The 12744-nt window shown below is 47.7% G+C and carries 10 protein-coding genes; 5 read left to right on the top strand and 5 right to left on the bottom strand.

The genetic code is table 11. The features are described from left to right. The first annotated feature begins 5 nt into the window (after positions 1 to 5). Positions 6 to 1259, top strand: a complete 1254-nt coding sequence (gshA, locus tag ACES2G_RS17205) for a glutamate--cysteine ligase (protein WP_374000855.1) — start codon at positions 6 to 8, stop codon at positions 1257 to 1259. Between the two features lie 62 nt (positions 1260 to 1321). Here the strand turns inward: gshA and ACES2G_RS17200 are convergent, their stop codons facing one another. Continuing rightward, positions 1322 to 2581: a hypothetical protein gene (locus ACES2G_RS17200; RefSeq protein WP_374000854.1), complete on the bottom strand. Its 1260-nt coding sequence runs from the start codon at positions 2579 to 2581 to the stop codon at positions 1322 to 1324. Then, entirely contained in the window at positions 2578 to 3327 is a 750-nt protein-coding gene (locus tag ACES2G_RS17195) for a TIGR02147 family protein (protein ID WP_347355930.1), read from the bottom strand. Before ACES2G_RS17195 ends, ACES2G_RS17200 begins: the two co-directional genes overlap by 4 nt. Positions 3328 to 3623: 296 nt before the next feature. Here ACES2G_RS17195 and ACES2G_RS17190 point away from each other — a divergent pair, with 296 nt between their 5' ends. Further along, positions 3624 to 4259: a hypothetical protein gene (locus ACES2G_RS17190; protein ID WP_347355931.1), complete on the top strand. Its 636-nt coding sequence runs from the start codon at positions 3624 to 3626 to the stop codon at positions 4257 to 4259. An 81-nt stretch (positions 4260 to 4340) separates the two neighbouring features. Here ACES2G_RS17190 and ACES2G_RS17185 read toward each other — a convergent pair whose 3' ends face one another. Further along, entirely contained in the window at positions 4341 to 5843 is a 1503-nt protein-coding gene (locus tag ACES2G_RS17185) for a leucyl aminopeptidase (protein WP_374000853.1), read from the bottom strand. Positions 5844 to 5960: 117 nt separating this feature from the next. On the opposite strand from ACES2G_RS17185, the gene ACES2G_RS17180 reads away from it, so the two are divergent. Further along, positions 5961 to 6599 carry an ATP-dependent Clp protease proteolytic subunit gene (locus ACES2G_RS17180; protein WP_347355934.1) on the top strand — a complete coding sequence of 213 codons (639 nt, stop codon included), beginning with the start codon at positions 5961 to 5963 and terminating at the stop codon, positions 6597 to 6599. A 6-nt stretch (positions 6600 to 6605) separates the two neighbouring features. Further along, positions 6606 to 7901 (top strand): ATP-dependent Clp protease ATP-binding subunit ClpX, encoded by a 1296-nt coding sequence (clpX, locus tag ACES2G_RS17175; protein ID WP_347355936.1) that lies wholly within the window; start codon positions 6606 to 6608, stop codon positions 7899 to 7901. A 54-nt stretch (positions 7902 to 7955) separates the two neighbouring features. Here the strand turns inward: clpX and ACES2G_RS17170 are convergent, their stop codons facing one another. Both ACES2G_RS17170 and ACES2G_RS17165 read right to left on the bottom strand, forming a co-directional pair. Beyond that, complete coding sequence (locus ACES2G_RS17170) at positions 7956 to 8345, bottom strand: response regulator (RefSeq protein WP_347355937.1); 390 nt, start codon at positions 8343 to 8345, stop codon at positions 7956 to 7958. Beyond that, positions 8342 to 9871 carry an ATP-binding protein gene (locus ACES2G_RS17165; protein WP_374000852.1) on the bottom strand — a complete coding sequence of 510 codons (1530 nt, stop codon included), beginning with the start codon at positions 9869 to 9871 and terminating at the stop codon, positions 8342 to 8344. Before ACES2G_RS17165 ends, ACES2G_RS17170 begins: the two co-directional genes overlap by 4 nt. Before the next feature lie 337 nt (positions 9872 to 10208). On the opposite strand from ACES2G_RS17165, the gene lon reads away from it, so the two are divergent. Beyond that, positions 10209 to 12704 carry an endopeptidase La gene (lon, locus tag ACES2G_RS17160; RefSeq protein ID WP_374000851.1) on the top strand — a complete coding sequence of 832 codons (2496 nt, stop codon included), beginning with the start codon at positions 10209 to 10211 and terminating at the stop codon, positions 12702 to 12704. Positions 12705 to 12744 lie beyond the last annotated feature (40 nt).

Genomic DNA, 12744 nt, shown 5'->3' with positions numbered 1-12744 from the left:
ATACTATGGCGAAACTGATTCTGCACAAACAAACACTCGCCAACATGAACGAAATCTGTGCTTGGTTTGCGTCCAAGACAGCAAACATGTCCTATCCGATCTATTCCAGTTATGACATCCGTGATTCTGGATATAAGATTTCCAATGTCGATGCGAATATCTTTCCGGCAGGCTTTAATAACATCTGCCCGACAGACAAAGAATCTGCAGTGGCTTTGATGGATAAGTACATCACCAAGCACTATGGTTCTGCGATTAAGAACATCATGCTGGTGACCGAAGAACACACCAACAATGCGTTTTACTGGGAAAATGTACACACAATTCGCAATCTGATCGAATCCACAGACCGCACGGTCAAGGTGGCCATCCCTCGCGAACTGCCGGAGCCTTTAAAATTAACCAGTTCTGCAGGCAACGAAGTGATTGTTCATTCCGCGTTGAAAGACGGTGAGCTTTTGAAGTCCTTCACGCCGGACTTGATCATCAGCAATAACGACTTCTCGGAAGCTTACGAAGAGTGGGCTCCGACAATGAGCGAATTCCCCATGAATCCGCCCCGCGAGTTGGGTTGGTATCAAAGAAAGAAAAGCACGTACTTTAAGTACTACAATCAATTAGCCAGTGAGTTTTCAGAAGTCGCGAAGATTGATCCTTTCTTGCTGCGTGTGGAAACGGAACTGTTTGAACACTTTGATATCGGTGACGAAGGCAGCCGCAATGCCTTGGCTGACAAAGTCGATCAGATGTTAAATCGTCTGCGTGAAGAATACAAAAAACGCGGCATCAATCAGGAGCCCTTTGTTTTTGTTAAAAACAATGCCGGAACCTATGGTCTGGCAGTGATTCGTGTGGGTTCGGGTGAAGAAGTGAAGGCCTGGTCTTACAAGTCCCGCAAAAAGATGAAAGCGGCCAAAGGTGGTCGTGATGTCGAAGAAGTGATTATTCAGGAAGGCATTCCGTCGATCGTGGAAGCTGATGGCGCCAGTGCCGAGCCGGTGATCTACATGCTGGGCTGTGAATTGGCCGGTGGATTCTTGCGCACCCATGCCGAGAAGAGTTCCACCGAGAGCTTGAACAGTCCTGGTGCGGTCTATAAGCGTTTGTGTGTGTCAGATCTGGCGATCAATACGCCGGGCTGTCCTCAGGAAAACGTTTACGGTTGGACAGCCAAATTGGGTCTGCTGGCGATTGCCATGGAAGCGCAAGAGATGGGAGCCTTTTTCAAAGGATATACCCCTGTAGGTTGCGGCAAATAGATTTTTAGACAGAATAAACAAAAGGCCCGTCTTTTTAAGGTCGGGCCTTTTTATTTTCAGATTTAGTAACAAGCCGGAAGCGGGGACTTCAACTTTCCTTCGGCATCCAAGGACAGTAAAAGAGCCGATGCCGGATTTGCTGCTCGAGAGAAAATAATGTTCTGAGTCTTCGTATCCCGGCAGGCGCTGCCCCCAAGATCCAGAGCGATCAAATTCATGGCACTGTCAAAGTAGTAAGTGCTGGAATAAGAGTCTTTCTGAAGAACGCTGGTTTGTACTTCGTAAGTGGTGCCTTTGTATTTGAAGCTGTGACGTGCCTGAGGCAGAATGCCACTGATATAGTTCGGCTGCTCATTTTCATCAAAGCTCCACTGTGTGCCTGAAATTGTGATGGTCCCCTCATCGCCCTGAATGGTGGCGAAGGGCAGTCCGCAGATTTTAGTATCAAAACCGTCCTGAATGTTCAGCAGGCGTAAAGTTCCGTTGTCATCCAGCTTTGCGTTACCCAAAGACGGAATCTCCGTGGCACTGCAGGTATAGCTGAGGTGTTTGCGAATGAAGGTCTGCTCTGCTGCCAGCGTGCCTTCCACGACGTTGCCGGCACTATTGAAAGTCACCGGAAGGTTCAGCCAGCCTTTGTCATTGGATTCATAGCCAATTGTAAACTTCAGATTCTGGCTGGTGTAGCTTGTAAAGTGAAGCTCCTGAATCAAGGAAATGTATTCAGGCTGTGTCAGATTCTTAAGAATATTCGTGTGAAGCACCAGGTTGAATATTCGGATGCGTTCAGAGGCGATCTCTTTGGTTACACTGTTCATGAACTCACGATAGATGATCTCATGCATGATCAGAGCTGCCTGATTGTCCGTGTCCATATGGTTCCAAAGATTTTCATCCACCATGTAGCGGGTCTTGTTCAGGATGGAGGGATTTCTTTGGAAAACAACCTGCTCCAGGCGGCAGTCATTGGGAATGATCACCATGCCCAGATCCGGTGTCTGGTTGAAAGAGGCCTCGCGAATCCATTGGACTTCATTAAAGAAGCTCAAAGCCCAGGCTTTGTACTGAGTGGCGCGCCCCTTATCGTGTGCTTCCAGGCGGGAAATAAGATCCAAAACTTTTGCGGTGACCGCTGTTGAGGAAGAAAATTGAACTTCCCCGATCTGGCGGGTTGCATTTTCATGCAGATCCAAAACCGCAGATTTTTTACCTGTGCAGACCAGGATAAAGCCACCGTTGCCACGGTCATACCAATTGTTGGCTTGGGCGCCGATGGAGCTTAAGGTTGCGGCGAAAACAAGAAATAAGCTTAAAAGTTTCATTTGCTTACCTTCGTTACGGGTACGAGTTGTACATTCAGGTTGTAAACGTCCGTCTTGGGTCCTTGGGTCAAAAGCGTCGCCATTTTTCTGCGGAAGTTTTTGATCAGACGTTTTGCTTCGGGCATCTTTTTGCGATTCATCGGGAACGTGATGGAAGTGATGTCCCGGTATTCCAGCGGAATGCGATCCATTGTATCCAGCACTTGCACCAGTGTTTGTTTGTGAGAGCGACGCAAGGATTCGGAAGGGATATTGTTGGTGGTTTCCAGTTGTTTTTGTGTGACGTTGAACTTTCCGCCACTGACTTCCAGCAACCCCACCCGGCACAATCTTTCGATAGCTGCCTGGGCTATTTCGGCAGGAATATTCAGGCGATCCGCGATCCAGTTAGGATTAGGCTGGAATGTTTTTACCGGTACTAACGCCAGAATTGCGAAGTGGTACCAGTCACTGATGACGGCGAACTCATCTTCTTTTAGCTGAACTTCTGGCTGCAAGGTTTTAATTTTTCGTTTGTCGAATTCGATCAGACCTCGAAGGTGTTCAAATTCTGATTCAGGCAATCCCAGTCCTTTGATGACTTGTTTGCCGATAGCCTGGGTCATGATGCGACGGCCATTGATATAGTCGCTGAGGCGGCTGGAAGGGATGCCCAGGACCTTGGCAAATTGTGCATTGGTGAGTTCCGGCGCAGAGTTGCGCCGTCTCTGGTATTCGTTCAATAAGAACTCGGATGTTTTGTTCATTTGTCGGTATATGGCCCAAGCCGTCGGGGGGTGTCAAAGCCCAAATGGGCGCCCTTAAACCAGAGTGGGAATCGCATTGGTAATTACCAACTTTTCACGGCGAAAAGCCTTACCAAGGGGAAAAGGGCGAAAATATTTCATAGAGGAGGGGGAGGTTTACCTCTGGATTTTGGTAGGGGAAGTCGGTCTAAAAGAAGGAGTTAGAAGCAGTTTTGCGCGACTAAAATCCAGCAAAAAACAAAATAGAATGTGCCCAGAAATCACCGTGATATTCTAAAGCAAAGGACACTTTAAATATGAGAAAAATCTTAGGTGGGGCGGGGCTTTTCGCGTTTTGTTTTCTGACAGGCTATGGCCTGCTGAAGTCCAACACAGATGAATATCAAATCAACCGTGATCCGGCTGCTGTTAGAAACAGTTTTGATTTCTCTCACTTAAGTGGCGAGAAGCTTCAGGAAGCTGTGAAGCAGAGATTGCTGACGGGATTGGAAATCAAAAAAAACAGTCAGGGTGCGGGGATTGCCTTGGGGCATTTTGTTTACCTTGATGAACGTGGCACAAAGAAATTGGCCTGCCAGGAATTTCAAAAAGTCTTTCTGAACTTTGAAGCCGAAGGTGTTTCCGTCGGTGGTGATAAGCCACAGATGGAAGTCGAAGGTCGCTGCGATTTCTCTGAAGACATGTCCCGTATTAATGCTTTGTATGTTCCTGTAGCTCGTATTCTGGGAGAAAGACCCGGAGATGGCGAGTTCCAGTTCAACGAAGGTCCTAAAGTCACAGTTCGTTTCACCAACCTGCCGGAAGACTGGCCACGCACATGGCTGCTGAAGTCAGTGAAGCTGGTGAACGAAAGCGCTTCAGAGGCCTTGGTGGTAGAGGGTCCCGAAGTCGCACAAACCTTGGGTCATCCCGTCGTCTTTAGCTGGCAATAAAAAACTGAAATTCATTCAGGCAAAAAAAATCCCCCAACCATTTCGGTGTGGGGGATTTTTTGCTTTTAAGTTAGCCAGAAACTATGCGTACTGCTTCGCGATTTCAACGAAGGTACGGATCATCGCGCCGGAAGCACCTTTCTTAGGGCAATAAGGCAAACGATTGCCGACAGCCCAGCCAGTGCCCGCGATATCGAAGTGCGCCCAAGGGATGCCTTCGCCCACGAACTGCTCAAGGAAGGCTGCTGCTGTTGCAGAACCTGCACCCTTGCCGGAAGAGATATTGGAAAGGTCCGCATAAGTGCCTTTCATGTCTTTAACGTGGAAGTCCGTCAAAGGCATGTTCCAAACCCATTCACCAGACTCACCAGCCGCTTTTTCAACTTTGTTTTTCAAAGCAGAGTTGCGAGTGAAGTAACCTGTATGAGTGTTGCCCAAAGCAATAACCATGGCGCCAGTCAAAGTTGCAGCGTCCACGATCATTTGTGGCTCAAGTTCAGTTGCATAAGAAAGAGCGTCAGCCAGGATCAAACGACCTTCGGCATCTGTGTTGTTCACTTCGAATGTTTTACCATTGCGAGCGGTGTGAACATCACCTGGTTTTGTCGCAGAACCGTTGATCAGATTTTCAGTAGAAGCCACAAGACCGACAGCGTTTACTTTCAATTTCAATTTTGCGATTGCCAGCAATGTGCCGATAACGTTCGCGCCACCGCACATGTCGTATTTCATCTCTTCCATGCCAGCGCCTGGCTTGATGGAGATACCACCGCAGTCAAAGGTCAAACCTTTACCTACGAAGCACACTGGCTTTTTGGAAGCCGCTGCGCCTTTGTATTCCATGATGATGAAACGTGGCTCTTGATCAGAACCATTGGAAACGCCCAGAAGGCCGCCCATTTTTTCTTTTTTGATACGAGCTTTGTCCCAAACAGTCACTTTCAGGTTCGCGATGCCTTTGGCACCTTCAACTGCAGAGTCTGCAAGGATTGTCGGAGTCATCAAGTTGCCTGGCAGATCGCCCAAGCGGCGGGAGAAGTTCACTACAGAACCCAGGATCGCGCCTTCGTTGAAAGCTGCTTTGACAGCCTTGTCGTTACCCAGTTTGGAAACAACGTGAACGTTGATTTCTTTGGCGTCTTTTTTGCCGGACATCAATTCATTGAATACGTAAGAAGTCAGGATCAAACCTTCAGCAGCTGCTTTTGCAAAGTCAGCAGCGTCTTTTTTGCCGGAAGTGATGCCGTCGAAGTGAACGGCTGCTTCAGTCACGTTCAAAGATTTGATAGCTTCGTACGCGGACGCCATGGATTGGCGAACGGATTCGTGAGTGATTTCGTTTTCTTTGCCAAGGCCAACCACGATGATGTGGCGGAAACCTTTGAAGCTGAATTCACGGAAAACAACGCATTCCTGGTGTTTGCCTGTGATTGTTTTTTCTTCCAAAGAAGGCAGCAAAGCTTTGTGAAGCTCAGAATGAGTCACTTTTGCGAGTTTGTCTTTTTGAGAAGAAGACTTGGAAAACACGACCAAAGCCGGGCAGGTCAGTGTGTCGATGTCTTTGTTGAGCAAGTTGAAAGCCATATGAACCCCTTAAAATGATTCGGTTTTGTTAAGCGTTACTAGATGTAGCACAGCAGTTTTACGGGTCAAAGGCTTTTTGATAAAGTCCTGCGCCAGTATTCCGATAGGTAGCACAGAATGACACCTCAATCACAACCACAGGAGACAGCAGTGGCACTCATTCCTTACGTCATCGAGCAAACCTCAAAGGGTGAAAGATCATACGATATTTACTCCCGCCTACTTAAAGACCGTATCGTGATTCTGGGTACGGCAGTGACAGACGAGGTGGCCAACGCTATCATCGCGCAGTTCCTGTTCCTGGAAGTGGACAACCCTGAAAAACCGATCCATCTGTATATCAACTCTCCGGGGGGCAGTGTGTCTGCGGGCCTGGCGATCTACGATATTATGCAGTTTGTAAAGTGTGACGTGGCGACCTATTGCATGGGTATGGCCGCAAGTATGGGTTCTTTGTTGCTGACAGCAGGGACAAAGGGCATGCGTTACAGCCTGCCGAACACTCGTATTATGATCCATCAACCGCTTCTTTCTGGTGGCGGCTTGTCTGGTCAGGTTACGGATATCGAAATCCACGCCAAAGAACTTGTGAAAACAAAAGAGAAATTGACTCGTATCTACGAGACACACACTGGCAAAGACTACGACACCTTGAGAGCTGCTATGGAACGCGATAACTTCATGGATCCATATCAGGCAAAAGAGTTCGGCTTGCTTGACCATGTGGTTGAATCCCGTAAGGCAAAAAAAGGATAAGAGCAGATGACGACTAAAGATACGAACGGTGCTTTGAGATGCAGTTTCTGTGGCAAGGGCCAAAAAGAGGTCAAGAAATTGATCGCCGGTCCTGGTGTCTATATCTGCGATGAGTGTATTGATCTTTGCAACGACATTATCGACGAGGAAAAAGAGAGAGAGACGGCGGTCAAAGGGACCTTTAAAGTTCCAAAACCAGCTGACATCAAAACTTACCTTGATGATTACGTGATCGGGCAGACTCAGGCCAAGAAAACTTTGGCCGTCGCAGTTCACAATCACTACAAGCGTGTGAACGCAATGTCTCAGGGTAAAAAATCTGCAGACGTTGAAATGCAAAAATCCAATATTCTTCTGATCGGTCCGACAGGTTCCGGTAAGACGTTGTTGGCGCAAACTATCGCGAAGGTTCTGAATGTTCCATTTGCGATGGCGGATGCGACGACTTTGACGGAAGCCGGTTATGTCGGTGAAGACGTTGAAAATGTGGTTTTGAACTTGCTTCAAGCTTCCGACTACGACGTGGAAAAAGCGCAAAAAGGCGTTATCTACGTGGATGAGATCGATAAGATTTCACGTAAGTCTGAAAACCCATCCATCACACGCGACGTGAGTGGTGAGGGTGTGCAGCAGGCCTTGTTGAAAATCCTTGAGGGTACAGTGGCGAATCTGCCTCCAAAAGGCGGTCGTAAACATCCTCAGCAGGAATTCATCCAGGTTGATACGACGAACATCCTCTTCATCGTGGGTGGTGCGTTCGTAGGTTTGGATAAAATCATTGAACAAAGAACGACGAATAAAACAATGGGGATCGCTGCGGACATCCGCACATCCGAAGAAGTGGAAAAGAGCGCTAATCTGCTTGCGAAAGTAGAGCCGGATGACCTTTCCAAATTCGGTTTGATTCCAGAATTTATTGGTCGTTTGCCAGCAATTGCGGTTCTGGGGCAGTTGGATGAAGAAGCTTTGCTCGACATCCTGGTTCGTCCGAAGAATGCGATTATCAAGCAGTACCAGAAGCTGTTCAGCTTCGAGGGTGTGGAGCTGAAGTTTACGGAAAAAGCCCTGCGTGCAGTTGCCCAGATGGCTTTGAAGCGTAAAACCGGTGCCCGCGGCTTGCGTGGTGTGATCGAGACAGCGATGCTGGATGTGATGTATGAGATTCCTTCCAAGAACAATGTTAAGGAAGTGATCATCGACGAAAATGTTATCAACGATGGTGCTCAGCCGATGCTGGTCTATAAAACAGACGAAGAGATCCGCGCTGAGGAAGAAGAAGCGAAAAAGAAAAGCTCTGCATAGTGCAGAGCTTTCATAAGAGAAATCCAGAAGCCCCGGGGAAACCTGGGGCTTTTTTTATTCGGAAAGATTTAAATCCTGACGGACAGCCTCTCCCAGTCTGTGGAAGTCAACGGGCTTGCTCAGGAAACGAGTGGCGCCCAAAGTTTCCGCTTTGGTGCGGAACTCTGAGGATTCATAGGCACTGACCATGTAAAATGGCATGTGCAGCTTCATGTCCTGAACTTCTCTAAGCAGCTCAAAGCCATCCATGCCGGGCATATTGATATCTGACAGGATCAGATCCACGGGTCGGTTTTGCGGGTCTTTGAGGTAATCCAGACATTCCTGAGCGTTCAAAAAAGACACCAGATTCAGTTCGCCCCAGTGTGCAAACAGCTTCTTGAACTTCAGTTTGTAAAGCAGATGTGTATCCGCTTCATCATCAACTATCACAATATGGATCATGAATTCGGTCTCTCGTCTGTAAGGGGCAGGGACATGATAAATTCAGTCCATTGCCCGAACTCGCTGTTGTATTTTAAAGTGCCACCGTGTTTCTGGGCAATATTAAATGCAACCGTGAGTCCGAGTCCAGCCCCTTCACCTGCCGATTTCGTCGTTAGGAAAGGATCGAAGATTTTTTCGCCTAAAATTGTTGGAATACCTACACCATTGTCGCGGATGGTGACCTCCACCGAGTCACCGCGGACGACTGTGGACAATACGAGTTCTGGCTCGAAGTTTTTATTGCTGCGAACTTTCTTTTCCAAGGCATGAATCGAATTGTCGATGATGTTGGAAAGAGCACGCAACAGAGACGCCGTATAAACCGGCACCTGCATGGATTCACCCAAGCGGTAGGTCACCTTTGGTGGCACATAGCTGGACCCCAGAGAGCGTGTGGTGATCGTGTCCTGATACGCTTTTTTAACGATTTCGTTCAGGTCCGCATTTTCCAGGACATCGCTGTCATAGCCGGAAAGAATCTGCATGGAGCGCACGATCTGATCAATGCGTTGACTGTGTTTCAGGATCACACGGCTGATTTCGCGAATTTCTTCCAGATTTTCGGAATCGGTCAGGAGCTCTGAAAAGTTCAGAACAAAGTTCAGTGGATTGCGAATCTCGTGGGCCACGCTGGCCGTCAGGCTTCCCAACGAGGCCAGGCGCTCCTGGGCGACCAAAGTGGCCTGCATGCGCTTGATCTGCAGCATGGCCTTTTCAAGGCTTTCATTCTTGGTCGTCAACTGGCGGGTTCTTTCCGCCACTTTTTGTTCCAAGGCCTGATTCAAACTTTCAAGTTTTTGATTGGCCTCTAATAGCTCAGATCGGAACAGATTGATGGATTCGACCAAAACATCCAGCTCGTCCTGTCCTTTGTGCGGTCGGCGTTTCAGCTCCAGATCTTTGGCGTCACGCCCACGATTCTCACTCAAGTATCCGGCAATATGCTGGATATGAACGACCAGAATGCGGTTGAAGATGAAGTACAGGAACAATACCACGACCGCGGTTTTAGCAGCCTGACGAACGAAGATCCAAATCGCTTCCTGGAAGTATTTTTCACGCAGGCTTTTGACGTCCAACTCGACATCCAACGCACCCAGAACCTCGTTGGTGTTTTTGTGATAGATATCAAAGCGTTTGTGACTTTCTTCGGTCGGATCAGATTTCCCAGTTTCATAGATTGTTTTATTGTCAGCCACCAGGCGCAGATAGCTTACGCCCTGCAAACGCCCCAGACCATCGAGCTGAATTTCGAGAAGTCTAGTGTCATATGACCACAGATGCTCGGCCATGGAATCAAGGTAAGAGTTCTTGATGATGGTAAAATTGTTCTGCAACTTATCAAAATCTCTTTGATAGTCCATGATAAGTTGGAATGCGGTAAGAATCAGTGTCGCAAACGAGCTGACCGCCCAAGTCGCTATAAGGAGCTTGAGGGAAAGCGAGTTGGTGCTTAACCATCTTTTGCTGTCTCTGGGTGTCACATAGCACTTATCGAACCAAATGGACTAAAAGGGTATCAAAATGTTGGGCCCTGGAATTACAATTAGGAAAGATTCTCAATTTCCAACACTTATTAGAATAATTATCGGTTAGCATTAGGTGTGCTTATGATGCCTATTTTAAGGGCAAATTGGACTCGCTGCCAGGACCAGAAGTCATTTTTTCTGCAATATATTTACTTCCCAGCAATCATACACATCGTTAGACTGAGTATAAGAATTTGCTCATGGTTTGAGATGGATCTTTTAACCGAAGCAGATTTGGTTCGGTTCTAAGTAGGAGCGAGCCTGCTCGTTAACCCACAGGGAGGGAGAGGATATGAGCGAGGGAAAAGTACAACAACTACCACTTTTGCCCCTAAGAGACCTCATCATTTTTCCACATATGATGATGCCTTTGTTTGTAGGTCGTGAAAAGAGCATCAACGCTCTTGAAGAAGCGATGAGCAAACAAACCGATATCGTTTTGGCGGCTCAAAAAGACGCCAAAACCAACAATCCCGAACCCAAAGACATCTTTGCTATCGGTACTGTTGGAACAATCATCCAGTTGCTTCGTTTGCCAGACGGAACTGTGAAAGTTCTGGTGGAAGGTAAACGTCGCGTAAAGATTAAGAATTTCGTAAACAACGACAACTTCTTCACGGTGGCTGTTGAAGCCCTGGATGAAGATCCTACGAATATCGTTGAAGCGCAGGCCCTGGTTCGCTCCGTCAAAGGAACGTTCGAGACCTACGTGAAACTGAACAAGCGTATCCCGCCAGAGATTTTGATGCGTGTTTCCACCATCGAAAATCCGGGTGAGCTTGCGGATATCATCGTAGCTCAATTGAATCTGAAACTGGAAGACAAGCAAACTGTATTGGAGATCATAGATCCTTCCAAACGTCTGGAACACCTTCTGAACCTGATGACGGGCGAGATCGAAATCCTTGAAGTGGAAAAGAAGATCCGCACGCGCGTGAAGAAACAGATGGAGCGCTCTCAGAAAGAGTACTATCTGAATGAACAAATGCAGGCGATCCAGAAGGAACTTGGCGAAAAAGACGACTACCAGGCAGAGCTTCAAGATCTTGAGATCAAAACCAAGAACAAGAAGATGAGCCAGGAAGCCAAAGACAAGGTCATGAAAGAGATTAAAAAGCTCAAAATGATGTCACCGATGTCTGCGGAAGCGACTGTGGTTCGCAACTACATCGACTGGGTTCTGTCTTTGCCATGGGCTGATTACACAGAAGAAAAACATGACATCAAAAATGCCCAGCGCATTCTTGACGAAGACCACTGGGGTCTGGAAAAAGTCAAAGACCGTATCTTGGAATACCTGGCAGTCTTGTCGATCTCCAAAGATATGAAGGGGCCGATCCTTTGTTTGGCAGGTCCTCCAGGGGTGGGTAAAACTTCCTTGGCTAGATCCATCGCGGAATCTTTGAATCGTCCATTTGCGCGTATCTCTTTGGGTGGCGTGCGTGACGAAGCAGAAATTCGCGGTCACAGAAAAACCTACGTGGGTGCGATGCCAGGTAAAATCCTGCAGGCGCTTCGTAAAGTGGATAAAGGCAATCCATTGGTTCTTCTGGATGAAATCGACAAAATGGCCAATGACTTCAGAGGTGACCCGGCTGCTGCGATGCTTGAGGTTTTGGACCCTGAGCAGAACAGCAATTTCCAGGATCACTACCTGGAGCTTGAATATGACCTTTCTAAAGTGATGTTTATCGCGACAGCGAACTCATTGCATACGATTCCAAGACCTCTGTTGGATCGTATGGAGATCATCAATCTTGAAGGTTACATTGAGCAGGAAAAATTCCACATTGCGAAGAACTACCTGGTTCCGAAGCAGTTGGAAAACCACGGCTTGAAAGACTATAAAGTCACCATCAAGGATGACACCATCCGCGATGTGATCCGCTACTACACTCGTGAAGCGGGCGTTCGTAACCTGGAAAGACAGTTTGCCAACGTGGCTCGTAAGGTCGCCAAAGACATCGTGATGAACGAAACTTTGGAAACTTTCAAAGCCGAAGCTAAAACAGAGAAAAAAGCTGTGGCAGCCAAAAAAGGCGCTAAAGGAGCGAAGACATCCACGAAGAAGAACGAAGGTTATGTGGTTACTCCACAGAAACTTGTCGAGCTTCTGGGGCCGCACAAGTACAAGTTCGGTATGATCGAGACTGAAAACGAAATCGGTCTGACGAACGGTATGGCTTGGACGGAAGTGGGCGGTGACCTTCTGGCAGTCGAGGTGAGCGTGGTGCCTGGCAAAGGCAAGTTCACTGTGACCGGTCAGCTGGGTGATGTGATGAAAGAATCCTGTGCGGCGGCGATGAGCTACGTTCGTTCAAGAGGTCCTTTGTTCGGTTTGGACAAAGAATACTTCTCTAACATCGACGTGCACATCCACTTGCCAGAGGGTGCAGTTCCTAAGGACGGTCCTTCTGCAGGTATCGCACTGACGACTTCCATCGTATCAGCGATCATGAAAGTCCCTGTGAAGCGCACAGTGGCGATGACTGGTGAAGTTTCATTGCGTGGACGTGTGATGGCGATCGGTGGTCTGAAAGAGAAGATCCTTGCTGCTCACCGCGGTGGCATCAAGCTGATCATCTGCCCTAAGGAGAACGAAAAAGATCTTAAGGACATCCCTAAGGATGTGATGAAGGATCTGAAAGTGATCCTGGTGGACCATGTGGATCAGGTTCTGATCAATGCTCTGGATATCAAGTCTCCGAAAGAATTGTTCAAGATTCAAAAGGAGCGCGAGTTCGGAATCAAAGCTCAGTACACGGGTCAGTCGGTTCATCACCACTAAGACTTGTCTGATTAACAACAAACAAAAAAGGCCGGTAGAA

Source organism: Bdellovibrio bacteriovorus, from assembly GCF_041888015.1.
Taxonomy (GTDB): domain Bacteria; phylum Bdellovibrionota; class Bdellovibrionia; order Bdellovibrionales; family Bdellovibrionaceae; genus Bdellovibrio.
The sequence above is the reverse complement of the archived record's forward strand: the minus strand, read 5'-3'. Positions and strand labels throughout refer to the sequence as shown.

Excerpts from the sequence above, each read along its gene's own strand:
- clpX (WP_347355936.1), top strand. The coding sequence starts at position 6,606 with ATGACGACTAAAGATACGAACGGTGCTTTGAGATGCAGTTTCTGTGGC.
- ACES2G_RS17195 (WP_347355930.1), bottom strand. The coding sequence starts at position 3,327 with ATGAACAAAACATCCGAGTTCTTATTGAACGAATACCAGAGACGGCGC.
- ACES2G_RS17190 (WP_347355931.1), top strand. The coding sequence starts at position 3,624 with ATGAGAAAAATCTTAGGTGGGGCGGGGCTTTTCGCGTTTTGTTTTCTG.
- ACES2G_RS17170 (WP_347355937.1), bottom strand. The coding sequence starts at position 8,345 with ATGATCCATATTGTGATAGTTGATGATGAAGCGGATACACATCTGCTT.
- ACES2G_RS17200 (WP_374000854.1), bottom strand. The coding sequence starts at position 2,581 with ATGAAACTTTTAAGCTTATTTCTTGTTTTCGCCGCAACCTTAAGCTCC.
- ACES2G_RS17180 (WP_347355934.1), top strand. The coding sequence starts at position 5,961 with ATGACACCTCAATCACAACCACAGGAGACAGCAGTGGCACTCATTCCT.
- lon (WP_374000851.1), top strand. The coding sequence starts at position 10,209 with ATGAGCGAGGGAAAAGTACAACAACTACCACTTTTGCCCCTAAGAGAC.
- gshA (WP_374000855.1), top strand. The coding sequence starts at position 6 with ATGGCGAAACTGATTCTGCACAAACAAACACTCGCCAACATGAACGAA.
- ACES2G_RS17185 (WP_374000853.1), bottom strand. The coding sequence starts at position 5,843 with ATGGCTTTCAACTTGCTCAACAAAGACATCGACACACTGACCTGCCCG.